General features: G+C 51.5%; 23 protein-coding genes, 1 tRNA gene, 1 pseudogene and 1 CRISPR repeat array. Of the genes and pseudogenes, 13 read left to right on the forward strand and 12 right to left on the reverse strand.

Annotated elements, in window-relative coordinates:
- The first annotated feature begins 43 nt into the window (after window positions 1-43).
- A complete protein-coding gene (locus tag PsB1_RS06840) occupies window positions 44-667 on the forward strand; it encodes a LolA family protein (protein ID WP_284359970.1) in 624 nt (207 codons plus the stop codon).
- 655 nt (window positions 668-1322) lie between these two features.
- Here the strand turns inward: PsB1_RS06840 and PsB1_RS06845 are convergent.
- On the reverse strand, window positions 1323-1616 hold the full coding sequence (locus tag PsB1_RS06845) for a YciI family protein (RefSeq protein WP_284359971.1): 294 nt from the start codon (window positions 1614-1616) through the stop codon (window positions 1323-1325).
- Window positions 1616-2608, reverse strand: a complete 993-nt coding sequence (locus PsB1_RS06850; protein WP_284359972.1) for an NAD(P)H-dependent glycerol-3-phosphate dehydrogenase — start codon at window positions 2606-2608, stop codon at window positions 1616-1618. The genes PsB1_RS06845 and PsB1_RS06850 overlap by 1 nt, the downstream gene beginning before the upstream one ends.
- Before the next feature lie 98 nt (window positions 2609-2706).
- Here PsB1_RS06850 and PsB1_RS06855 point away from each other — a divergent pair, with 98 nt between their 5' ends.
- On the forward strand, window positions 2707-3294 hold the full coding sequence (locus tag PsB1_RS06855) for a TetR/AcrR family transcriptional regulator (protein ID WP_284359973.1): 588 nt from the start codon (window positions 2707-2709) through the stop codon (window positions 3292-3294).
- Between the two features lie 591 nt (window positions 3295-3885).
- On the opposite strand, the gene PsB1_RS06860 is transcribed toward PsB1_RS06855, so the two are convergent.
- Both PsB1_RS06860 and tsaD read right to left on the reverse strand, forming a co-directional pair.
- The gene (locus PsB1_RS06860) at window positions 3886-4128 is read right to left on the reverse strand and encodes a DUF4287 domain-containing protein (RefSeq protein WP_284359974.1); all 243 of its coding nucleotides are present in this window, start codon (window positions 4126-4128) and stop codon (window positions 3886-3888) included.
- A gap of 59 nt (window positions 4129-4187) precedes the next feature.
- Window positions 4188-5297, reverse strand: a complete 1110-nt coding sequence (tsaD, locus tag PsB1_RS06865) for a tRNA (adenosine(37)-N6)-threonylcarbamoyltransferase complex transferase subunit TsaD (RefSeq protein ID WP_284359976.1) — start codon at window positions 5295-5297, stop codon at window positions 4188-4190.
- Between the two features lie 131 nt (window positions 5298-5428).
- Between tsaD and hemC the strand changes: the two genes are divergently transcribed.
- From hemC to PsB1_RS06885, 4 genes are read left to right on the forward strand one after another with little or no spacing between them, the layout of a single operon-like run.
- The gene (gene hemC, locus PsB1_RS06870) at window positions 5429-6367 is read left to right on the forward strand and encodes a hydroxymethylbilane synthase (RefSeq protein WP_284359977.1); all 939 of its coding nucleotides are present in this window, start codon (window positions 5429-5431) and stop codon (window positions 6365-6367) included.
- Between the two features lies 1 nt (window position 6368).
- The gene (locus PsB1_RS06875; RefSeq protein ID WP_284359979.1) at window positions 6369-7088 is read left to right on the forward strand and encodes a uroporphyrinogen-III synthase; all 720 of its coding nucleotides are present in this window, start codon (window positions 6369-6371) and stop codon (window positions 7086-7088) included.
- Between the two features lie 26 nt (window positions 7089-7114).
- Window positions 7115-8344 carry a COG4223 family protein gene (locus PsB1_RS06880; protein WP_284359981.1) on the forward strand — a complete coding sequence of 410 codons (1230 nt, stop codon included), beginning with the start codon at window positions 7115-7117 and terminating at the stop codon, window positions 8342-8344.
- Entirely contained in the window at window positions 8341-9837 is a 1497-nt protein-coding gene (locus PsB1_RS06885; protein WP_284359983.1) for a heme biosynthesis protein HemY, read from the forward strand. Before PsB1_RS06880 ends, PsB1_RS06885 begins: the two co-directional genes overlap by 4 nt.
- A gap of 47 nt (window positions 9838-9884) precedes the next feature.
- Here PsB1_RS06885 and PsB1_RS06890 read toward each other — a convergent pair whose 3' ends face one another.
- The 6 genes from PsB1_RS06890 to PsB1_RS06915 all read right to left on the reverse strand — a co-directional run bounded on the left by PsB1_RS06890 (window position 9885) and on the right by PsB1_RS06915 (window position 15851).
- Complete coding sequence (locus PsB1_RS06890) at window positions 9885-10286, reverse strand: F0F1 ATP synthase subunit epsilon (RefSeq protein WP_284359985.1); 402 nt, start codon at window positions 10284-10286, stop codon at window positions 9885-9887.
- 147 nt (window positions 10287-10433) lie between these two features.
- Window positions 10434-11879, reverse strand: coding sequence for a F0F1 ATP synthase subunit beta (gene atpD, locus PsB1_RS06895; RefSeq protein ID WP_320412724.1), 1446 nt, complete (start codon window positions 11877-11879; stop codon window positions 10434-10436).
- An 84-nt stretch (window positions 11880-11963) separates the two neighbouring features.
- Window positions 11964-12839 carry a phytanoyl-CoA dioxygenase family protein gene (locus PsB1_RS06900; RefSeq protein ID WP_284359988.1) on the reverse strand — a complete coding sequence of 292 codons (876 nt, stop codon included), beginning with the start codon at window positions 12837-12839 and terminating at the stop codon, window positions 11964-11966.
- A 3-nt stretch (window positions 12840-12842) separates the two neighbouring features.
- Window positions 12843-13721 carry a F0F1 ATP synthase subunit gamma gene (locus PsB1_RS06905; protein WP_284359989.1) on the reverse strand — a complete coding sequence of 293 codons (879 nt, stop codon included), beginning with the start codon at window positions 13719-13721 and terminating at the stop codon, window positions 12843-12845.
- A 24-nt stretch (window positions 13722-13745) separates the two neighbouring features.
- Entirely contained in the window at window positions 13746-15287 is a 1542-nt protein-coding gene (gene atpA / locus PsB1_RS06910; RefSeq protein ID WP_284359990.1) for a F0F1 ATP synthase subunit alpha, read from the reverse strand.
- A gap of 3 nt (window positions 15288-15290) precedes the next feature.
- Window positions 15291-15851, reverse strand: coding sequence for a F0F1 ATP synthase subunit delta (locus PsB1_RS06915; protein ID WP_284359991.1), 561 nt, complete (start codon window positions 15849-15851; stop codon window positions 15291-15293).
- 353 nt (window positions 15852-16204) lie between these two features.
- On the opposite strand from PsB1_RS06915, the gene PsB1_RS06920 reads away from it, so the two are divergent.
- The gene (locus PsB1_RS06920; protein ID WP_284359993.1) at window positions 16205-16729 is read left to right on the forward strand and encodes a Panacea domain-containing protein; all 525 of its coding nucleotides are present in this window, start codon (window positions 16205-16207) and stop codon (window positions 16727-16729) included.
- The gene (locus PsB1_RS06925) at window positions 16723-17484 is read left to right on the forward strand and encodes a hypothetical protein (protein WP_284359995.1); all 762 of its coding nucleotides are present in this window, start codon (window positions 16723-16725) and stop codon (window positions 17482-17484) included. Before PsB1_RS06920 ends, PsB1_RS06925 begins: the two co-directional genes overlap by 7 nt.
- Before the next feature lie 447 nt (window positions 17485-17931).
- On the opposite strand, the gene PsB1_RS06930 is transcribed toward PsB1_RS06925, so the two are convergent.
- Window positions 17932-18054 (reverse strand): PIN domain-containing protein, encoded by a 123-nt coding sequence (locus PsB1_RS06930; RefSeq protein ID WP_284360045.1) that lies wholly within the window; start codon window positions 18052-18054, stop codon window positions 17932-17934.
- Window positions 18055-18065: 11 nt separating this feature from the next.
- Here PsB1_RS06930 and PsB1_RS06935 point away from each other — a divergent pair.
- From PsB1_RS06935 to cas2, 5 genes and pseudogenes are all read left to right on the forward strand, one after another.
- Window positions 18066-18380 (forward strand): annotated as a pseudogene (locus tag PsB1_RS06935) (ATP-binding protein); the annotation flags it as partial.
- A 165-nt stretch (window positions 18381-18545) separates the two neighbouring features.
- Window positions 18546-18905, forward strand: coding sequence for a hypothetical protein (locus tag PsB1_RS06940; RefSeq protein WP_284359997.1), 360 nt, complete (start codon window positions 18546-18548; stop codon window positions 18903-18905).
- Window positions 18906-19121: 216 nt separating this feature from the next.
- Window positions 19122-22391, forward strand: a complete 3270-nt coding sequence (gene cas9 / locus PsB1_RS06945; protein WP_284359999.1) for a type II CRISPR RNA-guided endonuclease Cas9 — start codon at window positions 19122-19124, stop codon at window positions 22389-22391.
- Window positions 22392-22471: 80 nt separating this feature from the next.
- On the forward strand, window positions 22472-23413 hold the full coding sequence (cas1, locus tag PsB1_RS06950; RefSeq protein ID WP_284360000.1) for a type II CRISPR-associated endonuclease Cas1: 942 nt from the start codon (window positions 22472-22474) through the stop codon (window positions 23411-23413).
- Window positions 23410-23742 carry a CRISPR-associated endonuclease Cas2 gene (gene cas2 / locus PsB1_RS06955; RefSeq protein ID WP_284360001.1) on the forward strand — a complete coding sequence of 111 codons (333 nt, stop codon included), beginning with the start codon at window positions 23410-23412 and terminating at the stop codon, window positions 23740-23742. Before cas1 ends, cas2 begins: the two co-directional genes overlap by 4 nt.
- 92 nt (window positions 23743-23834) lie before the next feature.
- A CRISPR array of direct repeats spans window positions 23835-24663; the repeat unit is 36 nt; unit sequence AAGCTAATCGAGAACGCGGCGTGTGCCAACCGCAAC.
- Window positions 24664-24937: 274 nt separating this feature from the next.
- Here cas2 and PsB1_RS06960 read toward each other — a convergent pair.
- Window positions 24938-25013: transfer RNA gene (locus PsB1_RS06960), tRNA-Thr, on the reverse strand.
- Window positions 25014-25032 lie beyond the last annotated feature (19 nt).

Raw genomic sequence — 25032 nt, forward strand, 5'->3', positions numbered from 1 at the left:
TGTTAGCCTTACATTTGCCGTAAGACCAGCCCAAGGTTCAACCATGCATAGACGATCATTACTCGTGGCAGCAGCCACTTTATTGCTGCCCCATGGCGCGCAAGCCCAAGCCATTGGTGCCGATCAACGTAGCGCGGTGATCGTGCGGCTGAGCCAATCGATCAATGCGATCACCCGTCTTTCTGGCAGGTTTCGTCAAACCAACCCGGATGGCAGCTTGGTGGCAGGCCGTTTCTGGTTACAGCGCCCGGGCAAAGTGCGGTTTGAATATGATGCGCCTTCACCCTTATTACTGATCAGCGATGGCAGCACCGTTAGCCTGCAAGACCGTAAGCTGCGCACAACCGATCGCTATCCCCTGCGCAAAACCCCGCTTTATTTTTTGCTCAAGTCCAATGTGAATTTAGAACAAGATGTGGCGTTAACAGGACTTGTGCGTCAGGGCAGCCTGTTGAAGGTGACGTTGCGCGACAAGGCACGCCAAGCCGATGGTGAATTGACCGTGATCTATGATGAGGCCAACGAGAGCTTGCGGGAATGGACCATCACCGACCGCCAAGGCCGTGTGACACAGGTGACTTTGTTAGATCCACAGTCCAAAGGCCCGATCGATGGCAGCTTATTTCAAGCCCCAGGTCCACAAAAACGATATGATCCGAAGAATTAGTGTTTTTGGGCAAAGATTATCATGTCGAAGTTTGAGGCTTCCTAAACCCAAGAGACTTAGACGCGCTTTTGGTGCCCATTGTGGCCCAAAACCGCTTAACAAGCATGACCGGGCGTTTTGTCGCGTCAAGTCCAGCTTTCCTTTGGAAAGCTGCCGCCCTAGGTCCGCTTCTTTTCTACTTAAAAGACGCGGACCTAAATTCTTAATTTTAACGCGCAACTTGGTTCTAAAGAACCAAACCCGCGTCAGGGGCGCGAAGCGGACTTGACCCGTCAAATCGCCCACAAATAATGGAGCTAGGCCTTTGGGGAAGGCAGGGCCTGCACCAAAGCCGTCCCAGACGAATTGGCTCCCTTGACGTCATCTCAATTCTTTAAAACTTACCCGCCAAATACCAAACCCGTGATTTGTTGTGATAAATGCATCACACGCAAGAATTAATTACTTTTAATCTTGCTTTTCTTTTTTATTGTGTCTATTGTATCACTCATGGACGTAAGATACTGGATCGGCGTCGTCCCCCCGCCTGCAGATCCAGTATTTGTTCAATTCGCTGGTTTAGTCTCCGGCTCAGACACGATGCCTTGTGCATACATTGTCTGAACGCCCGGTCCCTGGGACCGGGCGTTTGACGTTTGGGTATATTCGACTGGGTCTATTCGACAAGTGCCCCGATGGTGATTTGAAATGGATGGATCACTTGGCTTTCGAACAAACCAACTAAAGCATAGGGGTCTTGTTGCGCGAAAGCTTTCGCTTCTTCCAGATCGGCCACATCCACTATAAAGTGCGAGCCAATGGGCCTTCTTTCAGGATCCGATAGGATTGGTCCTGCCAATTTCACCCCTTGGCCACATCGTCTTATATAGGCTAAATGGTCGGGGCGGGTTGCGAGGCGAAGCTCCAGGGAGCTGGGCTTGTCCAAGCAGGTTACGATAAAGAGCGCCATTAATCTGTCTCATGCTTAAAGGGTCGCGATAGTAATTGACCAATGGCTTGGCCAACATCGACTTGACCAGACAAGACCGCAGCCACAGCTTCACATATCGGCATCGAAGTTTGGTAGCTGGAAGCAAGATCAAGCAAGGCAGGAGCCGTGGCCGCACCTTCAGCAACACTTTGCTTGCCTGCTAAGGCCGCTTGGAGTGAGTGGCCCTGCCCAAGTGCTAATCCGAGCGCAAAATTGCGTGAGTTGGTGCTGGAACACGTTAAAACCAGATCGCCAAGTCCACATAGTCCAGCTAAGGTTCGCGTGTCTGCCCCCATCGCCACGCCCAATCGGGTCATTTCGGCAAAGCCGCGCGTGATCAATGCAGCCCGCGCACTTTCACCTAAGCCTTTACCTTGCGCCATACCACACCCTATTGCCAACACATTTTTAACTGCTCCACCTATTTCTGCACCAATCAGATCAAGCGATAAATAAGGTCTAAAAGTTGCGATGCCGATCATGCGCACTAGATCGGCTCCGATCTTGGGATTTTGACAGGCCAATGTTACAGCTGTCGGCAAGCCAATGGCCACATCCTTGGCAAAGCTTGGCCCCGATAAAACTGCCCCACAAGCTTGGGGAAAAACATCCTCCAACACTTGAGTCATCAGCTTGTGAGTGCCTTGCTCTATTCCTTTGGAGCATAAGATTATAGGGAGATCAGGACGTACAAAGCCTTGCAATTCTATCAGAGCTTGGCGCATGAATTGCGCGGGAACCACCGCTAAAATTAGCTCGGCGTTTCTCAGATCGGCCAGAGTTCCTGTTGCGCTTATGGCCGATGATAAGCCAATATTGGGCAGAAACATCTGATTGGTTTGCGTGGAATTCACACTGGCCACCACCTCTGCCTCACGCGCCCAAAGCGTAACATCATGACCGGCTTGCGCAGCAACTTGCGCTAAAGCGGTCCCCCAAGCCCCTCCACCAACAATCCCAATCTTCGCCATTTAAGTCCCTATTTCGAAGTATATTTGACGCTGGCGTCACTTTTGTAAAAACTGAACATTTTGTTGATTGTTCATCATTTTAAGTCTAGACTATGGATATGGACGATAAAGAGCAGACCCGGCAAAAAATTTTAGCAGCTGCTGGGCGACGTTTCCAGCATTATGGCTATGCCAAGACGACTATGTCTGAGATCGCAGCTGATCTTAAAATGTCTACTGGCAATCTCTATCGATTTTTCCCTTCTAAACTTGACATTGCTGAAGCTTATGCCTTGGCCCATGAATCTGATGAAGAAGCGATGATGGCGTCTATTGGCGCTTTGCCAAAATCGGCAGCTGAGCGATTGATTGAGCATCACCGTGCACTTTTAGATTATACTTTCACCATGATTGACGAGAGCCAAAAGATTTTTGAGCTTGCCCAAGCCATTGGGCGAGAGCGGCCATCTTATGTCAATCGCAGGCTGGCGAATGAACGTGTGTATTTGTCAAGCATTTTGAAAGACGGCATTGAAGATGGTTTATTTGCGCCCAATGAAGATATCAACAGGCTTGCAGAGATGATACAATGCGCAACTATGAAGTTCCGCTATCCACAATTGCATAATTGCTTTTCTCTTGACACATTGCGACGTGAATTGGAAGGCACGATGGATCTGATCTTTAAGGGCCTGATCAAGCGCTAATTCCTCCAGAATATCGCCAGAGTATGAAAGCAGGTCTGCTGGCAACGGGCTTGACTGATAAATAATGAATAATATGCAAATCATTCATTGACAAGCATATTGTGTGCACTTATATAAAACAATAAGAAACAAAGAAACGGAACCTCTCCATGACCTCTCATGATTCTTTTCCATCTGCTTGGAGCCTAATCCTAGCCAGCCTTTGTGTGGCGGTGGTATTGACGCCAATCAGCCAATTAGCTGTTCGTGTTGCCGGCTATTAAGCCTATGCAATTCAAAGACTCTACCCCAAGATAGACGTAACCCAGTGCCGCCAGAACTCCCCCTCTGGCGGCATTTTTTTTGAATTCGACACCAAAGTGGCCGCAGGTCTGACGTTTCAAGATGCCTGCGGCTAAAATCTGTGTGACGGTCTTAAGTTAAAGAGCTAGAACCCGCCATAACGATCATGGACAAGTTCTATCCACGCTTGGCCATGCAAAAGGATGCAGCAACGCAATGTCTATGGCCTGATCGAAGGCCATATGGATAGGAAAGTGCGCCTGTTTGAGCAATCCTATTTGGCATTTATGGCTCCCCTCTCGTCCCCAACTATTCTCCATCTCGTCCCCTTGTGGGCACCTCACTATCGCCCTCTGAAAGACAATAAGCAACAATAGCATTGGCATGGCCATGTCCCATTCCGTATTGCTCCTTCAACATGGAGACAAGTTGCATGTGCTTGGCTGGGCGTGCAGCCCGCACCAGAGACTTCCATTCAGCAATGGGGCGCCCATATTGCTTCTCAATAGCGGGAAAGTAAGACGCAGGGCCTTTGATCTTAGCTTCATTCATCGCTAAGAAATATCATAAGTAAGAAATATCATAAAGTCGAAACCCTGAGTCAACGTGTTTTAAACTTTTGGGCCTTTACGACCCGTTTTAAACTTAGGTGCAGCATGGGCAGCATCGCCGTCGAGCGGCCAGCGTGAGCGCGCGTGTACGCCTAGGCCATCCGATAAACCAAGGGCCAAGCGCTCTGCCCCTGCCAAAGCGATCATAGCAGCATTATCCCCGCAATAATCCAACGCAGGGGCAAAGAAAGACCAGCCTTGTTCGTCACATAGTTCCTTTAAGCGCGCACGCACCGTTTCATTGGCCGCAACCCCGCCTGCCACAACAAACCGACCAGGCACTTCTGCTGGCAGAGGCAAAGACGCCATCGCTTGACGGGTTCGATCAACCAGCACGTCACCAATTGCAGCTTGAAAACTGGCGCACATATCATTGATGTCTTGCGCGCTTAAAGGCGAAAGGATTGCAGCCGCGCGTGCAACCGCAGTTTTGAGGCCTGCAAAAGAAAAGTCACATCCAGGGCGCCCTTTAAGTGGCCTTGGTAGGTCAAATCGCTTTGGGTCGCCCGATTGGGCCGCATGTTCAACCGCTGGTCCACCCGGATAAGCAAGGCCAAGAATCTTAGCGGTTTTGTCAAAAGCTTCGCCAACTGCATCATCAATGGTGGATCCTAAACGCTGATAATCCCCAACCCCTTTCACCGCCAATAATTGACAATGCCCACCTGAAACCAAGAGCAAGAGATAAGGGAATGGAACGTCAGCTTCCAGACGCGGTGATAAAGCGTGCCCCTCCAAATGATTGACCCCCACCATCGGCAGACCCTGTGCAAGGGCTATGGCTTTAGCCGTCAAAAGGCCAACCATGACGCCTCCGATCAGTCCAGGGCCTGCGGTTGCAGCGACACCTGTTAAATCAGTAAAGCCAAGCTGTGCTTGCTCTAAGGCTTTAAGGACGGTTTGATCCATGATCGCCACATGGGCGCGCGCAGCAATTTCAGGAACGACTCCGCCATAGGGGGCATGGGCTTCAATCTGACTGGCGATGATGCTAGAGGCAACGTACGCGTGCCCAGCCTCAAAGACCACCACCGCTGCAGCTGTTTCATCGCAACTGCTTTCTAATCCCAATATGATTTGGCGATCTTTGTATAAAACGGAGTGCGGCACGGTGATTTAACGCCTGATTACGATGGCCTTGAACCTAGGTGAACGCTCTAAGGTGACTGGTTCATGGAACTGGTTGCGCGTCTAGATAAATGATTTAGGGTCACATGCAACGCTTAACACTGGAACTTATCATGCGCATTGGTGCTCGTGGCTCTCCGCTTTCCTTGGCCCAGACAGGCCAGCTTCGTGCTCTATTGGCAGCTTCCATGGGCATAGAGGACGATCAGATTGAAGCCCGCCTACCCATCATTGCGATCACCACCACAGGGGATCGAATTCAGGATCGGCCTTTAAGCGAGGCAGGTGGGAAAGGCCTGTTCACTAAAGAGCTAGACGATGCTTTATTGGACGGGCGGATCGATTGCGCCATTCACTCACTTAAGGACGTACCCACCCAAGTCCCAGAGGGTATTGTGCTGCTGCCTGGACCAAAGCGAGAGGATCGTCGCGATGCTTTGGTTACCTTGACTGGATCGCGCCTTGAAGACTTGAAACAAGGGGCAGTGATTGGTTCTGCCAGCTTGCGCCGCGCTGCACAGCTTTTGCATGCACGCCCAGATTTGACCATTGTGAGTTTACGCGGCAACGTAGGGACACGCTTAGACAAACTCAAATCTGGTCATTGCGATGCAACCTTGTTGGCAGCAGCTGGTTTAAACCGGTTAGGTTATGACCAAACGCCCCATATATTACTGGACCCGCACATCATGCCCCCCGCTATTGGCCAAGGGGCCTTGGCGATCACGGCGCGAACTGGGGACATAACCACGGCCGCGGCCTTTGCCCAGATTGCTGACCCAATTACCGCCGTGGAAGTGGCGGCTGAACGGGCATTTCTAACGGCTTTGGATGGATCGTGCCGGACCGCTATTGGCGCTTTGGCTCAAGTGGATCATCATGGGCAGCTCAGCTTCGTGGGCGAGGCCCTGAGTGAAGACGGCAAATGCCGGTGGCGCAGCGATGGCAGCATAAAGCAGGCCAATGTGGAGCAGGCTGAAGATTTGGGACGTGAACTTGGTCTTAAAGTGAAAGCCATGGCCGGGTATGGCTTTGCTGGGGCGATGTCATGAAATGACAGTTTGTTTGATCACAAGGACACTGCCCGGAGCTAACACGACGGCACAAATGGTGCGCACCTTGGGGTTTGAACCGATCATAGTTCCCGCAGCACATATAGAATATACACCCAAAGACATTGATTTGGATGGTGTACAAGCCCTTTTAATGACCAGTGCAGCAGCAGCTCGGGCGCTGGTCATGACCCAAGCCCTTCAAGTCATTCCTCTTTATGCCGTTGGCGATGCCACCGCCCAAGCCGCAATATCGGCTGGGTTTCAAAACGTAATCTCAGCGGGGGGAGATGGCGCGAATTTAGCGGTGTTGGCCGCCGACAGACTCAATCCGCGCAACGGCGCTTTGGTGCATGTGCGTGGCCGCGAAGTCGCAGGGGATGTCACAGGGATGTTGCAGGCTTGTGGTTTTGAAGCCCGCCATCTTGAAGTCTATGTTACCCATGATCACCCCGAATTTAAACCACGCGTGACCGATTGCATTAGGTCAAAGGTGGGCTATGTCCTCATCCATTCCCCAGCGGGAGCCCGCCGGTTCTGCGCAGCTGTAACAAACCCCAAGTTAGATTTATCGGGCTGGAACGTGGTTGGAATGTCGCAAGCTTGTCTTAAATTATTGGATAATTTGAATTTTAAGTCATTTATTCGTGCTGATAGCCCCGATGATGCAGCCCTTCATGCTGCTTTGGTGCATCATTATGAACACCAAGGTCTTGAGTGAAATCCCATTGCAGAGTTTAACAAGATATGGCCGAAAACATTACTTCTACAACCTCAGCTGATTCGCCTGATAGGGTGTCAACCAAAACCGATCAATCACCTGCCACCGATCCTTTTTTGGACGCACAATTGCGTGCGGCTACCGCCCCTATTTGGAGTACAAGCCCCACCAACCAAAGTTCGACACATGTGCGGGTTAGGCGGGGCATTGGCTTTGGCACAGCCTTAAGCTTATCAATCGCCGCCAGTTTCTGTGGTGCTGGTGTGACCTTAAGCGCGTTGAGCCACCCACACTGGATGCGTGCACTTGGGCTTGATGCACTTATACCCCCCATTTTCTCGACGACGGCTAATACCAAGGTCGAATTGTCGATCGTTCAAGCGCGCCTGGTTGCCTTAGAAAATCGTGTGCAGGCCCTGACCCAATTTGAGCCCTTGCTGAGCTCAGGTGACGCTAAAGCCGAACCTCCCGAGACCGTTGATCGTGTCATCAACCAAATAAAGGGGATCGCTGGGCGGGTTACGGCCATTGAAACCCGTTTGGCTGCTTTGGATCCAACTGGGGCTGGGGGCGCGATTATTGCTGGCTTGCAAGCTGAAATCGCCAGTTTAAAAGTAATGGTTCAAGCACTCCAGACCCAAGCGGCCCTAACCCCCTCTGCCGGGGTTACATTCGCGGTTGTCAATTTGGTAGAAGCAGCAAACCGTCCAGGCCCCTTCTGGCCAGAGTTTGAAACCGTGCGCGCAGCTTTGCCAGGGGTTAGCGAAGTTGAAGCACTTGAGCCTTTTGCACGCACCGGCGTTCCAACCAGGGCATTGCTGCAAGAGCGCTTCGCGACTTTACCCGCAGCCTTAGCCGCGAGCAATCAAAAAGCTACCAAAGCAAAGGGAATTCTCGAATGGTTAAAAGCCTTGTTTGCCGATATGATCAAGGTAGAACGCGTCACGACAGCCAATGATACCAGTGCCGAGGCTAATCTTTTGCGTGCCAAAAGCAACTTGGATCAAGGCGATCTGGCAGCAGCACTTGAAGAAGTTAAAGCCATTAATCCAGCTCCTGAACTTATCGCCCAATGGATCAAAGGGGCCCAAGATCGGCTGACCCTTGAAAGTCGGCTCGCAGCGATACGCGGGGCTGTTGAGCGCGGCTCTAGGCCCCCTCAATCTGTCACCAACCCTACCAGCCCTACCAAGGGGCAATATCCCAACGTCGCAATACCTGCTAACCCACCTGCCATTCAAAAGGCCACACCATGAGAATGCTACGCCTAATCACTTTGATCGTTATGGGTTTGGCCTTGTTGGGCGGCTTTCTGTTTATAGCAGTTCAGCCTGGGGATATTATGTATTCCGATGGCGTTATGAAGACCACCATTAGCCCAGTTGTCGCTGCAGCGATCTTGTTGGTGACCACGGTCTTATTGGTTGCCTTATGGAGTCTTATCGCTTGGCTATTAGGTCTACCTGGACGCATGCGCCGCGCCAAGCAAGATAATGCGCGTAAAAAATGCCTAGAAGCACTTGGCCAATCCTTAGCCGCTTTTGAAAGTGGCGAAATCTCCGAAGCCCGCCGTCAAGCCCAAAAAGCATTAGGATTCGCCCCTGATACGCCTGTGGCCAAGTTTATAGCGGCAAAAGCAGCTGTGGTAGCAGGGGATGGTTCAGCAGGGGAGCGCCTCTATGGCGAGTTAACACAGAGTACCGGCTATCAAGTTGCAGCACGACGTGGACTGGCAGAATTAGCATTAAGACGGGGCAATATGGCCGCCGCGATTTCCCACGCAGAAACCGCACTTCAGTCTTCAAGAAAAGCACCTTGGCCGGCGGAATTTCTCTTTAGCCAAAGGGTTCAAGCAGCAGATTGGGATGGCGCGTTAGGGGCACTCGATGACGCTGAAAGACGTGGTCTCATGGGTCAAAAAACAGCTATGCGCCGTCGTAGCGTGGTCTTAACCGCTGCCGCGCAGCGTGCAGAGCGCCTGATGGACCCCGCAACCGCATTAGAATTAGCCCAACGGGCGGTCAAATATACACCGGGATTTGCACCCGCCGCCGTGATGGCTGCACGGCTTTTGTCCAGCGCCGGCAAACAATGGCAGGCCGCAGGGATTTTGGAGGCGGCCTGGGAAGCAACCCCCCATCCGGCCTTGGCCATCGCCTACCGGGACTTGAAAATACAGGAAGATGATGCGGCTCAGACCCGCTGGCTCGACGGCCTGATACGTCTTAATCCAGAGCACCGAGAAAGCCGCATTTTAGCAGTCGAGCAGGCCTTGTTGAGTCAAGATCATGGCGCGGCCATACAAGGGCTTGAGCCTTTGTTGGCAGAGAGGCCAACAACGCGGATTGTAAGTCTAAGGGCGGCGGCTGCCAAAGCTGCTGGCGACGAGGCTGGGGCGCGTGAATGGATGGCTAAGGGCGTTAACGCCCCACGTGAACCTGACTGGTCCGATCTTGACCCAGATGGAACGGCATTTACCTATGAGGATGCCGATTGGATACGTTTGATTGAATCCTATGGTGACCGTGGCGTTTTGGTGCATCCAAGATTAGAACGTTCTGATGGTGAGCGCCTTGCCGCTCCACAATTGGCCAGCTTAACCCAAAGCGCCATCCATTATCCGTACAATGACCAGCACGGTGTTCACCCCGTCGTACCTGATGATCCTGGCATTGGTTATGATGCGGGTTTAGACATGGATGATGAGGCCCAAGAAAGCCAAACGAAGAAGTCTTGGCTTAATTTTTAAGATTTATAATGCGTTCACGCCTGTTTCTCGGCATTTACCTGATCCAATTAGACAGCGGCTTGGATGGCTTCCAAACGGTCAAGCTTGCGCTGGGCCAAATCCTTCCCATAGCTATCCTTGGCGTCACGGAGGTCTTCGCGGGCATTGTGCAGGTCTCTTTCTAGAGCCTTCGTATCAAGGCTGGACAAATCAACCGCATCTTCGGCCAAAATGGTGAGACCTTGTGCGGATACATCCGCAAATCCCCCGCCAACATAAATACGCCGCTCATCAGCCCCATCCAAAATAAGTATTGCCCCCGATTTAATGACGGTCATAAAGGGGGCATGCAGGCTCAATGCACCAAATTGACCATCCACACCAGGAACCACCACTTGGTCAACTTCACCCGAATACAAAGAGCGTTCTGGTGAAACGAGGGAAAAGTGTAGTTTGCCTTGAGAGGCCATGATTTAACTCGCCAAATCAAAATAAGTGATAAGAGTTTAGCATGACATATATGGTTTGCAAACCATGACCAGAATCTAAGCACGTTAATGCCTAGAATTAGGGCTGCTGCCAAAATGGAGTGGGCAGAAGGGTGCAGAGGGTCGCGATTAGGCGACCTCCGCCGCCATTTTTTGCGCTTTGGCGATCGCTTCATCCATATTGCCGACCATATAGAAAGCCTGCTCTGGCAGATGGTCATAATCACCATTGACCAAGCCCTTAAAGCCACGAATGGTGTCTTCCAAGGACACTAGCTTGCCAGGTGAGCCAGTAAAGACTTCAGCAACATGGAAGGGTTGAGACAAGAAACGCTCAACCTTGCGGGCACGGGAGACCACCAATTTGTCATCCTCTGATAATTCATCCATGCCCAAAATCGCAATGATATCTTGCAACGCTTTATATTGTTGCAGGATTTCTTGAACCCGTCGGGCGGTTTGATAATGCTCTTCGCCCACTATGCGGGGTTCGAGAATACGCGAGGTGGAATCCAAAGGATCTACAGCTGGATAGATGCCCTTTTCGGCGATTGAGCGGTTCAAAACAGTGGTTGCATCCAAGTGAGCAAACGAAGCTGCAGGGGCTGGGTCGGTTAAGTCGTCGGCTGGCACGTAAATAGCTTGCACCGAAGTGATGGAGCCTTTGACGGTTGAGGTGATGCGCTCTTGCAAGCCGCCCATATCGGTCGCCAAAGTTGGTTGATAGCCCACAGCTGAAGGAATACGCCCCAAAAGGGCCGAAACTTCAGAGCCTGCTTGGGTGAAACGGAAAATGTTGTCGACGAAGAACAATACATCTTTGCCTTCTTCATCGCGAAAATATTCGCACTGGGCAAGGCCAGTCAACGCAACGCGTGCGCGTGCACCAGGGGGCTCATTCATCTGACCATAAACCAAGGTGCAGCGCGAACCTTCGGAAGAACCGTTATTCTTCTTAGGGTCAACATTCACTTTAGATTCGATCATTTCATAGTACAGATCGTTGCCTTCCCGGGTCCGTTCACCCACACCTGCCAAAACAGAATAGCCACCATAGGCTTTTGCGATGTTGTTAATCAGTTCTTGGATCAAAACGGTTTTGCCAACGCCAGCACCACCAAAGAGGCCAATCTTACCACCTTTTGCATAGGGGCAGAGCAAGTCCACAACCTTGATGCCAGTGGCGAGCACTTCTGGTGCTGGCTTTTGATCGACAAAGGCAGGCGCTGCTTGATGGATCGAGCGTTTGCCTTGAGCTGAAACAATCGGACCTGCTTCATCAATCGGCTCTCCAATCACATTGATGATCCGGCCAAGGGTGGCAGGACCAACTGGAACCATGATGGGATTGCCGGTGTCAGTAACTTCTTGGCCACGTACCAAGCCTTCGGTAGCGTCCATGGCGATGGTGCGCACGGTCTTCTCGCCCAGATGTTGGGCAACTTCTAGTATAAGGCGCTTGCCATGGTTGCTGGTTTCCAAAGCGTTGAGGATGCTTGGCAATTTGCCATCAAACTCAACGTCGACAACTGCGCCGATCACTTGGGCGATCTTGCCTTTGACATGGATAGACATAATGGGCTCCTTGGTCATTTCTGGTGTATGGCTTATCGCAGGTCTGAACTGGATAAGACTAGAATTATTTGATCGTCTGTTGGTTTAAGAACCTAATGTTACGCGATTAAGGCGTTTATAGATCGCCCGTAATCTCGTGCTAAGTGTTAGATGGTCCCCTGGTCGAAGCACAGGCTGAGCAAATTGGCCCGTGCGAATATCGTGAGGAAGGCGAATTCTGCGCTTGTTACCGCGTTGATACATCAAGGTATGATACGTGCAGTCTTCAAAGAAAAAATGGGTCACTTGGCTGTAGCGTGTTTTGAGTTCGTCGCTTCTGGGTGCACCACCATGAACCAGATTGGCAACCCAAACTATGGCTTGGCCTTTTTTGATCAATCCATGGCGCGCAGAGATTTTATTGCGAGCAATTTGAGCCGCCATCGCAGGTTCATAAAGGGTTTTATAGCTTGTTTCAGGGCTTTGATTGGGCGGCGCACCAACATCATGCAAAGTGACAACAGGCCATTTGTGGCTGCCTGGAAAATACTCTAGTGGACCTGCTTCTTCATGCACATCTTCCAAAGCCAACCACACTCCACACATGAACTCAATCGGATCAGGCGTGAAGTGCATCAGATCGGAGTGGGCTGCTTGTTGGCTGCCAAATTTAAAATTCAAGGTTTGAAATGGAATCGCCCGACGACCATAATATGTTTCCAATGGCGCAATCAGTTGTGGCAAAGTGGCAAGGCTTCTAACTGCTAAGGAGCGCTGCCATAAATCTTGGATGCGTGAACCATGTGTGTAGCCAAAGGCATCCATATCCACCCTTGCTTGGTCACACAGTGCCAGAATGTCTGGATCGTGTGATAAATCGATTAAAGCAGTGCCATTAACGTCCATATTGTCAGCAAACTCTTGGTCCTGGGCAGAGGGTGCTTCAGCGACAAAAGACTGTGAGGGTAGCGCCTTTGCCATCGCTTAAACCGCCTGTGCCCCTGCAATAATTTCCGTTAATTCGGTGGTGATCATGGCTTGACGCTTACGGTTCATTTGCAAGGTCAGTTTTTTGATCAAATCGCCGGCATTGCGGGTCGCATTATCCATCGCCCCCATTTGAGCTCCATAAAAGCCAGCCGCATTTTCCAACAAAGCCCCAAGAATTTGGCTATCGAGATACCGTGGAAGCAAAGCTTCCAAAATAGCTTCTTCATCAGGCTCATAGCTATAAATCCCGCCACCCAAATCCGCTGAGACCAAGCCTTCAGGTGCAACAACAGGGATCAATTGCTGGGTTGTGGCGATCTGGCTGATCACGGATTTAAACTTGGAATAGATTAAATGGGCGACATCAAAGTCACCAGCTTGAAACCTATCAACCAATAATTGGCTAACTTGTGCGCTTTGGGTCGCCCCTAAGGAGCGTATACCCGCAAACTCAATATGGCCGATCATACGTTCACCATAGCTGCGTTTGAGCTGATCGCGTCCTTTTTTGCCAACGGTCAGTATCTTGACAGTCTTACCCTGGGCCTCGAGCGCTAAAATCGTTTCGCGGGCTTTTTTGACAATATTCGTATTAAAGCCACCGCATAGCCCACGCTCTGAGGTTGCCACCACGACCAAATGCACTTGGTCTTGACCTGAACCACGCAGCAGTTTGGGCGCGCCATCGCCTTGAACGGTGCCAGCCAAATTCGCCACAGTCGCCGCTACCCTCATGGCGTAGGGGCGCGCGGATTCGGCGGCTTCTTGCGCACGCTTGAGCTTTGCCGCCGCCACCATCTGCATGGCTTTAGTGATCTTCTGCGTTGACTTGACTGAGGTTATTCGCGTGCGAAAGTCCTTAAGGCTCGCCATGGTTTGGTTTCCTCAGCCTGTTGCTTACGCAAATGTCTTTGCAAAATCGTCAAGGGCCGCTTTGATACGCGCTTCGATATTGTCCGCTTTGATATCAAGCTTGGCTTTGATCGCGGCAGAGAGGTCTTTGTATTTGCTCCGAAGTGCGGCCTTAAGCTCAGCTTCATAGCGCTTGATGTCAGCCACAGCGACAGCGTCTAGATAGCCCTTGGTACCCGCATAGATCAAAACGACTTGATCTTCGACGGCCACTGGCGAGAACTGGTCTTGCTTGAGCATCTCGGTCAAGCGCGCACCACGTGCCAGCAAGCGCTGGGTTGAGGCATCCAAGTCCGATCCAAACTTCGCAAAGGCCGCCATTTCGCGATATTGCGCGAGCTCACCCTTAATCGGGCCAGCCACTTGCTTCATCGCCTTAACCTGAGCCGACGATCCCACGCGCGAAACCGACAGACCCACGTTCACCGCAGGACGCACGCCTTGGTAGAAAAGATCGGTTTCCAAGAAGATCTGCCCGTCGGTAATCGAAATCACGTTGGTTGGAATATAGGCCGACACGTCATTGGCTTGGGTTTCGATGATCGGCAAAGCGGTCAAGGAACCAGACCCATTGTCTTCGTTCAACTTTGCAGCGCGCTCCAGCAAGCGTGAATGCAGATAAAATACGTCGCCGGGATAGGCTTCGCGCCCTGGTGGGCGGCGCAACAACAAGGACATTTGGCGATATGCCACCGCTTGCTTGGATAAATCGTCATAGATCATCAAAGCATGCATGCCATTGTCGCGGAAATACTCACCCATGGTGCAAGCAGCGAAGGGCGCCAAGAACTGCAACGGTGCAGGCTCAGAAGCGGTTGCCGCAACTATGATGGAATATTTCAGCGCACCAGCTTCTTCTAGCGTCTTAACGAGCTGGGCGACGGTAGAGCGCTTTTGGCCGATCACGACATAGACGCAATAAAGCTTTTCGCTTTCTGGCGCGTTGTTATCATGGGCTTCGCGCTGATAGAGGATGGCGTCGATGGCGATGGCGGTCTTGCCGGTTTGGCGGTCGCCAATAATCAACTCGCGCTGGCCACGGCCAACGGGGATCAAAGCGTCAATCGACTTAATGCCGGTCTGCATCGGCTCATGCACGGATTTGCGCGGAATAATGCCCGGCGCTTTGACGTCCACTTGCTTACGCTCAGCTTCGATACCAACGAGGGGGCCCTTGCCGTCGATGGGCTCACCCAAGGGGTTGAGCACGCGGCCCAACAAGCCTTTGCCGACAGGAACAGACACAATCTCACCTAGGCGCTTAACGGTGTCGCCTTCCTTGATTGCGCGGTCTTCGCCGAAGATCACGACGCCGACATTGTCGCGCTCAAGGTTGAGGGCCATGCCCTTAATGCCGCCTGGAAACTCAACCATTTCGCCCGCTTGGACACTGTCGAGGCCATAGACGCGGGCGATCCCGTCACCAACGGACAACACGGTACCAACATCAGCAACAGCGGCTTCGGCGCCAAAGTTTTTAATCTGATCCTTCAGGATCGCGGAAATTTCTGCGGCGCGGATGTCCATGCCTCAGGCCCCCTTCATCGCAATTTTAAGTGCGTCGAGTTTAGATTTGACAGAATCGTCGAATAGCCTGGATCCAATTTTGACGACAAGGCCGCCAAGAAGTTCAGGCTTTAGCGTGGTTTCTACATCAACCGGCCCTTTAAAGGCCCGGCCAAGTGCTTCAGTCAGGTCCTTGAGTTGCTCTTCGCTCAAGGGCTCTGCAGTCGAGACTTCGGCCAAAACAGCGCCGCGTGCTTTGGCCGCTAAGCCTAAGAACGCCGCCAACATGCCACCTAAATCGCCACAGCGGCGGTTTTGAGCGGCAAGGCCGAGAAAATTGTGCGTGATCTTTTGCGCCTTTAGATTAGCCGCAATCGCGTCAAGCGCGGCGGCCTTTTGCTCAACCCCAAAGAGCGGGCTGATCATGGCGCTGCGCAGGTCCGCGCTGGTTTGCCACGCAGCTAAGAGCGCCTTAGCGTCCTTTTCAACGCCCGCCACCTTTTTGGCTTCAGTCGCCAACTCAAACAGCGCGGCACCATAGCGCTGCGCGGCCTCAGGAATGGCAATGCGATAAGATCCGCTCAAAGGGTCTACTCACGTTTAAGACACACCAAAGCTACTAGGGTAAACAAAAGCGTGTACATTAGATTAGAGGAACAAAATCAGGCGATTCGATACCATGGGTCTCGCCGCCGCTTTGTGGTGCGTGGCGTCTAGCATGGGGTCGCTGTTACCGCAACATTGGCGGCGCAGGGAGTTGCAGGGGGGTTCCAAACTTGAGACTATGTGAAACCAATCACAAAATTCCAACCAGCCATTGCGTTGGAAACAAGAACATGTTAGGAACATTTGGCAAAACCAGACCGCTAAGCTAATTGCAATTGCGTCGGTTAGCTGCGACAACTGGCCTGCTAGGGAATCATTTTTGGTGTAATGACGTGGTAATCTTGGTTGAACCAAAAGATCAGAAGTACGACCCGCGAGGTGTTGCCAATTACATCCTCGACTGTTGCGAGATGGGTGGAATTGCGATCTCTAACTTAAAACTTCAAAAGATCATGTTTTTCGTTGAAGGGTGGCATTCTGCCACCCTTGGCCGCCAGCTTATTGATGCTGACTTTGAAGCTTGGGATTATGGTCCTGTTATTTCGACGATTTATCATTCTTTTAAGAGTTGGGGCTCGGAAGCAATTGAAGGCAGGGCGAAGGCAATAAACTTAAAGGATGGTTCAACAGCTCCCGTCAAAGTTAATCTCCCTAGTGATACTGTCGACCTGATTTCGTTTATCTTGGCGAGATACGGACGGCTAGCCCCAGCTAAACTGGTAGAGCTTTCCCACGTCAAGGATGGCCCTTGGGACCAAGTCATGCGCATCGAACCTAGCGAACGTAAGACTTCACGAATTTCACAAGATGCAATCAGAGATTTTTTTAGCAAAAAGATAAGAAGCCGAACATGCTAGTTGGAAAAGACGGTAGGCTTAGTACGCCAAACGCACAACACTTGGCTGCTCAAATCGATTTAAACCCAACGCGTACTTACGATCTTATACGTCGAAGTGACAAGGAATTTCGTTCGAAGTACCGATACTTACATGCTGACCGCTTGATGGGTCCAATACTCGCTAACGACTTTACCTATGAGTTTGCGATAAAGCAAATTGCGACTTTAGCAACAGATGGCAAGTGTTGGCCCGAGGATTTGGAAGCATGTCGAAAAATGATCGACTATCGCCAACTCAAAAGAGTTACTTGGTATCAAAAGTTCCCGGCTTTGGAGTATCAACTTCCGACCGGTTTGATTATTAAAGTAAAAGTCGCGGGACTGGCAGGCTTTGAAGGTGGCGCCGCATTAGTGGCCCCTTTGTTTTGGGCAACCAAGAGCATGGAAGAGCTTCCTCTGCAATTTTGGCTCTACATTCTCACCGATACGTTCTGTAAATATGAAATGGCTTCGGTTGATATTGACATTGTGACTATGCGTAGGCCCGTGCAGTCAAGAGTGGAAAAGGAGCGAGGTGTAAAGCCAGGTCGAGTCCTTGAAATTTTTAATTCGAAAGATTTCGAGACTCTGACAAGAGAGCGATTTGTTGAAGTGTGTCGAATGTATCATAAGCAGCTAGACAAATATCTCTCTGATACGGGCCAAGGAACAGCAGGTCCTATAGACGATCTCAAAGGCGGTGCGCTTGGTGGTAGCGGCGGATTATCTTTTTAGTAATGCGCTCCGCGCATTAGGGTGCCTTCCTTTGGAACGCAGCCCTCTTGGGTTTGTTACACAAGCTTTGTTTTGAGCCCGGACGTGTTGCATTCGAAGATGAGTGCACCCTATGTTTCTGCGCTTATCCCCACCACCGCCAAGGCCGCTTCGGATCGGTTTTGGTGAACCGCATGTTCACGCAAAACCTTGTCTCTATGGTCTTTTGCTCTTTCAAAGAGGTCAAGGGTCGCTTCGCTTCTGCCCTTGACCGCCCCAATCAGACGGCCCCCGCGATAGGTTCCAGTGCAGGCGGGTCAAGGGCGAAGAGCGAAGCGTCCCTTGAGGCGACTGGGCTGACATCAGACAATTGACGGTCGGTTTTGGTGAACCATAAGGGTCACCAAAATCGTTCCAAAGCGTCTATTCTTAATAGTGCGATACAACCGCGCGTTCCAATCACCACGTTCACAGTGTCACATCATCCGGCGAAACTAAGCCCACGCCAAAGGGCGAAAAGTCTTTCGTATTGGCCGTCACGATCATCAGATCATGTGCTTTGGCGATCCCAGCGATTGCCGCATCTGCCATGCCGGGGTTGTGACCGCTTGCTAAGCCTTGATCTGATTATGGTGGATGAGTTGGGTTATCTGCCGTTTAGCACGTCTGGGGGTGCCATGTTGTTCCACTTGCTCTCAAAGCTCTACGAACAAACAAGCGTTATCATCACCACAAATCTCAGCTTCAGCGAATGGGCAGGTGTCTTCGGTGATGCCAAAATGACTCCAGCTCTACTCGATCGACTAACACACCACTGTGATATCCTCCAGACTGGCAATGACAGCTTCCGCTTCCGCGCAAGTGCCAAAACAAGCACTAATGCGCCCAAAGTCAGAAAGGAAAAACCAACCTCGTGACCCAACACCCGCAACGCGAGACATAACTTAGCCTGGGTCAACTCGATGAAAATACCGGGTCACTTCTCAGCGACAATCAACAGACTGCACGTCTCAAGCGGGCGTTGGCCAAGCGGACTAGCGGCACCTCGCCCTCCCAACCCCGCTTGATCTGAGGGCATACGTATGACCACACGCAAGCAACTCACCCTCCATCTCGATGACACCACTGCCCGCGCCCTCGACCACGAGGCCAAGCTGCGCGGTCTCACCCTCTCACGCGCCGCCAACGATGCCCTCAAGCGCGTCCTCATCCATGACCGCGCTGACGCCATCGCCGATACTATCAAAGCCCGTCTTGATCGATTGGATCAGCGGGAGCTGGCGAGGGGGCAGGACATGGCCATCCTACGCGAAACCCTCCTCGCGTTTGTCCGCATCTGGTTCACCTACGCAGGACCTCTTGAGCGCGATGACCACGATGATCATGCTGAGGCGCTGTTTGATGCGTTTCTCGATGAGGTCGCACTTGGGGTGCGGGGGTGAGGACTTTTTGTGAAGGATCGATAATCAAAATGAAAGGGCGGACCGGAGCCCGCCCTTATCTCGTGGGGGAGAACCCCTTGTTAACGGAGGGCCCCGCCGCGTTCTCGATTAGCTTCACATAAGCTATGTCCGAACTTGACATTTTGCAAGTTGAAAATCTCAAGACATTGTTGTCCTATGGTTGTGTGCTTGTTTGAGCCGTTTAGGAGATTTTCGTTGACAGGATTTGTACGATTTTCGTTTGATATGGGCACAAACTCGCTAGGTTGGGCGGTATTTCTTGGGCAATATCCAAATGGTGTGAAATCTGCGCGGATCACTGGCGTAGCTGGTGTTAGCGGCGAGCTTACGGACATTTCATCGGCTGGCGTTCGAATCTACAGCGATGGCAGAAATCCAAAGGATGGGAAGTCGTTAGCGGAGATGCGGCGCGGACCCCGCGCAGCGCGGCGGCGGCGAGATCGATTTTTACAGCGTCAGCGTGGCCTAAATCGCTTGCTTAAGATCTATGGACTGTTTCCAACTTCTGTATCTGAAGGAAAAGCGCTTGCACGTCTTGACCCCCTAAAACTTCGTGCGGAAGCCCTCGAACGAGCTCTGACGCCATATGAGCTTGGCCGCGCGATCTGGCACTTAAATCAAAGGAGGGGGTTTAAGAGCAATCGGAAGACCGACAAGGCCGATGAGAGCGGTAAGGTAAAGTCGGGACAAGCTCGCCTCAATGCTGCGCTTGAGCAAGAAGGGTTCCATACGCTAGGCCAATGGCTGTACAATCGGCGCGCACAAGGTTCTAGATTTCGCGCGACCCCAGACCCTGAGTCAAAAGCAGTCGGCAAAACTTGGTTTGAGTTTTATCCCGAGCGCGGCATGGTCGAGGATGAATTTGATATCATTTGGTCTCGACAGGCGAATTATCATCCCAGCTTAATGACTGATGTTGCACGAGACACAATTCGCAAAATGGTCTTCTTTCAACGACCGTTGAAGAAACAACAAATCGGAAAATGCACCTTCAATTCTGACGAACTTCGCGCGCCAAAAGCTTTGCCTAGTGTGGAGGCTCGAGAAATCTACGAACGACTCAATCAGTTGCGCTTTGGCTTCGGTCCGGTCCGCACTACGACTTTGGACCGTCACCAACGCGATGCATTAGCTGCCACTTTGCTCGCCGGTGACAAAGTAAGTTGGGACAAGGTCCGTCGGACTTTGAAGCTGCCTGCTGATACCCTGTTTAATCTGGAAGACACCTTAAAGGAACTGCCTTCCTCCAAAACCGCAGCTCGTATGAAAAAGCCTGATGCATTCGGGGCCAAATGGCTGAACTTCAGCCTCGCGGACCGTGATGAAATCATGTGGCGCTTTATCGACACAGAGGACGAGGCCGAGCTTGCTGCTTGGCTAGTTGAAACGCATCGATTCGAACATGAGGTGGCGAGTAAATTGGCTGCCAGCCCAACAGCTGGCCAAGACGGTTACGGCCGTCTCGGTGTTACCGCAAATCGTAAGATACTCGAACAGTTACTCGCCGACCATCTGGCCGTGTATTCCATTGCGGCAGAGCGCGCAGGGTATCATCACAGCGATTTCAGGACGGGCGAGGTTATGGACCGACTTCCCTATTACGGAGAAGTCCTTGAACGACATATTATTGATAGTGGTCCCGAATTGCGCGAGGCGGTTGCCGCATACAAGCGCGATAAGGAAAAAAACGCCAACCGAGCCGATGGAAAAGTTCATAGCCGCAAGTTTCTGGGGGCTGGCCTAGAAGAAGCAGAGACAGGCCGTGTTCCCAATCCAACAGTGCATATTGGGCTAAACCAGCTTCGACGGGTCGTTAATCGGTTGATTGAGACTTATGGACCTCCAGACGAGATCGTCTTGGAACTCGCCCGCGAACTAAAGATGAATGATGAGCAAAAGAAAAAGGCTGATGAGGAGAATCGCAAAAACAGAAAGGCTAATGAACGCAGGCGTCTCGCGATTGAAGCGCTGAAATTACCGGTAAACGGCAAAACCTTGATGCGACATCGACTTTTCGATCTTCAAATGGTCGGAGGTATTGTTCTGTGCCCTTATTCCTTGCGTGCTATCGGACTCGAACAAGCTCTGGGCGGGGGAGAGATCGATGTCGATCACATACTGCCGTTTTCGCGTTCATATGACGACGGCGTGGCTAACAAGATCCTATGTTATCGATCCGCGAACCAACAGAAGCGCAATCGAAGTCCAGCGGAGGCATTTGAAGGCAACGCAGAATGGCCATCCATTCTTGCAAATGCCCAGACACTTGGGAGAAGCCGCGCTTGGCGCTTTGCACCAGATGCCATGGACCGGTTCAAGGACATGGGTGGCTTTCTGGAGCGACAACTCAATGAAACAAAGCATTTGGCCAGAATTGCCCGCGCCTATTTGGAATGCTTGACACCAAATGTGTGGGTCGTCACAGGGCAGCTTACAGCTCTGATGAGAGGTAAGTGGGGTCTAAATGGCCTCTTGAACGACGATAATCGCAAAAATCGCAACGATCACCGCCATCATGCAATCGACGCAATTACAATCGGTTGTATTTCTCGCAGTCTGCTTAATCGCCTGTCGACCGCTACTGCGCGCGCGGAGGAAAACAATCTAGAGCGCTTATTTGACGACTTCCCAGAACCAATGGCGGACTTTCGCGCGAAAGCAAAGAAGGCCGTTGAGGCCATCATTGTGAGCCATAAGCCTGAGCATGGTAAGGGCGGTGCCCTGCATGAAGAAACGGCCTATGGGTTGAACGTGCACGAGCATGAAAAGGCGTTGGGCAATGTCGTGCTGCGGCTGCGGTTGGATGATCTAACCGTCAAAGAAGCTGAACGGGTGCGAGATCCCGCACTTCGCAAGGTTTTTTTGGCCTTGCGCCATGACGTTCAGTCGGATCAGAAAGCATTCACCAGGGCAGTGCAGGATTGGGCTCTGAAGCAGGCCAACGATTATGCAGCAGCTTTCCCAAATCGCCCGCATCGTCAACCGATGCAGCGGGTACGGATCCTAAAGCCCGAAGCAGCTTTGGTCCCTATCTATGATGCCAATCAAAGCAGCTTCACCAAGGGTCTCGTGCCGGCAGAAAATTATTGCGTGGATATCGTCAAAATGCGCGATGGCACTTGGAAGGGATTTGGTGCGACGATCTTTGAAGTGAACCGCAAAGATTGGCGTCCAATTTGGGAACGCGAGAAGCTTGGTGGGTTGTTGATGATGCGACTTCACAAGGGCGATTTGGTGGAGCTGGAGGACAGCGACGGGGTTCGGCGGGTGAAGCGGGTGGTGCGGATCGCTCCAAGCGGGGGTCGAATGTATTTGGCAACCCATTTCGAAGCGGGCAGTTTGCAAGAGAGACATGATGCACCGGACTCTGCGGATGGATTTCGATGGGATTTGGCAAGTTTCTCCAAGTTACGTGATCGCGGCGCCAGAAAGGTAAAAATAAATGAAGTGGGATCGCCGCGGTAGAATTCTGATCTTACAAAAACTCTTTCGTTCAATTCGGCACATATATTGCGTTATCCGGCCCAACCATAGGAGGTTGTGTCATGTTGGGGATACCACGCATAGTCGAAATTACCACGCCAGGCCGTCGATTGCGCCTGGATCGCGGGTTCTTGGCTGTCAATGACGGACAATCTGACATTGGCAAAATCGCTCTCGATTCGATTACTGCCTTGCTGCTGACTACTCCCGCAGTGTCAATAACTGGCCAAGCTCTTGCGGCCCTAGCAGAGCGGGGGGCGCCGGTTGTTTCGTGTGGGCCTGATTTCTGCCCATCCAGCTACCTTCTGCCAGTCTCAGGTCATCATGCACAAGGGGCTCGACTTGAGGCTCAAGCTTCTGCAAGCCTGCCTTCCAAGAAGCGTATTTGGCAACAGATTGTCCAAGCAAAACTCACAGCTCAAGCGGATGTCTTAGCTCAGCTTGGCATATCCGATATACCCGTCCGGGCTTTGGTTAAAACCGTAACTTCTGGCGATGCCACAAACCGCGAGGCGACCGGCGCCCAACGCTATTGGCCTCTGCTTTTTGGCAAAGGCTTCAGGCGCGATAGAGAAGAGCCGGGCATTAATGCCATGCTGAATTACGGCTACACCGTTCTGCGCGCAGCCACGGCACGCGCGATTGTTGCAGCCGGGCTCCACCCGTCATTGGGCGTTCAGCATAAAAGCAAAGGCAGCGGCTTACGCTTGTCTGACGACCTTATGGAACCATTCCGCCCTACTGTTGATTTGGTGGTCCATAGCTTGGTTAAACAAGGCCAATGCCAGGTCACAACAGACACTAAAGCACGTTTAGTAGGTGTATTGCTTCTAGATTTTTCAACCGTTGAAGGTGTTAGTCCACTCTCAAATGTAATTGCGCGTTCAGCTGTTCAATTGGCGCAAACCTATCTTGGTGAGAGAAAAGCGCTTTCTTTCCCGAAATCTATGGTCCCGATTTCATTTGCGAATGATAGATCAAATTTACAGGAGGATGCCGCGTGAAAGCGCTTTCGGCATATCGCATCATGTGGGTGTTGACGATTTTTGATTTACCGGTGTTGACTGCCGCGCAGCGCAAAAAGGCCAATGCATTTCGAAAATATTTGCTCGACCTTGGCTTCAACATGATGCAACTTTCGGTCTATATTCAACATGCGGCGGGCAAAGAGGCTGCTGAATCATTGGCAAGTAAGGTTGGCGAACGTGTCCCAAGAGCTGGTAAAGTCGATGTATTGTTCTTTACGGACAAACAGTACGAATCGATCAAAGTCTTCCGCGGTGTGGCCGATGTTTTGCCGCCCAAAAAACCGAATCAACTTGAACTTTTTTGAGGTTTTCTTGGCGTGTCTCTACCATTTGATGTCCGTTTTTCGGCCTTTTGGCATCAAAAAACCCTCTAAAACCAGAGGGTTTCAGAGGGTCTAAGCTAATCGAGAACGCGGCGTGTGCCAACCGCAACCACTGATCAGCGAGCCCTTAGCGCGGCCTTAAGCTAATCGAGAACGCGGCGTGTGCCAACCGCAACGATTGGGCGGCGCAAGAGCGATGGGGCAAGAAGCTAATCGAGAACGCGGCGTGTGCCAACCGCAACCGCAGCACGTTCAAGAGTGAGCACGCCGCAAAGCTAATCGAGAACGCGGCGTGTGCCAACCGCAACCAGGTTGCCGCCGAATACGCCAATGTTCTTAAAGCTAATCGAGAACGCGGCGTGTGCCAACCGCAACTTAGCCGCAGATATGGCGTCGAACAGAGTTAAGCTAATCGAGAACGCGGCGTGTGCCAACCGCAACTATATCCGCAAATGATTTTATTTTTTTTATAAGCTAATCGAGAACGCGGCGTGTGCCAACCGCAACAAGGTCAATCCAGAGTGGTTGCTTTATGGAAAGCTAATCGAGAACGCGGCGTGTGCCAACCGCAACTACTTCTTCAAACCAGATAGTTTGAAACGGAAGCTAATCGAGAACGCGGCGTGTGCCAACCGCAACACCGCCACAATCTTCGAGCGGTCAAAGGTGAAGCTAATCGAGAACGCGGCGTGTGCCAACCGCAACAAAATCAATCCAGAGTGGTTGCTTTATGGAAAGCTAATCGAGAACGCGGCGTGTGCCAACCGCAACGGGAACCATTGTCCATAACTTTCTTTATAGAAGCTAATCGAGAACGCGGCGTGTGCCAACCGCAACAATGTTAATCATTCTAAAATTGTTAGTGCAAAGCTAATCGAGAACGCGGCGTGTGCCAACCGCAATTACGATCAACTCAATATGTTCTTGATGGGAAGCTAAACGAGAGAGCGCCAGTAAGCACCTTAAAATACGACATTAAAAATGGGTCAAAACCCGCTAGATTTTGCTTTTAGTCCGCCTCTAGAAGTGTGCGTGCAAGTTTTTCCACAACTCACCTCACCCGCCAAAGCCTCCAATCCTTGCTAGCAAATTGGTAGCAAACCAAAAATAGGTATCTAATTAGACCTATTTTAAAACTTGACTTCGGCTATAAAATATTGATTTTTAAAGAAAAAACTGGTGCCGCAAACAGGATTCGAACCTGCGACCCCATCATTACGAATGATGTGCTCTACCGACTGAGCTATTGCGGCCAATCTCCAGATCTGTGGA

This window comes from Candidatus Phycosocius spiralis (assembly GCF_030158815.1).
In the GTDB taxonomy this organism is placed as follows: Bacteria; Pseudomonadota; Alphaproteobacteria; order Caulobacterales; family Aquidulcibacteraceae; genus Aquidulcibacter; species Aquidulcibacter spiralis.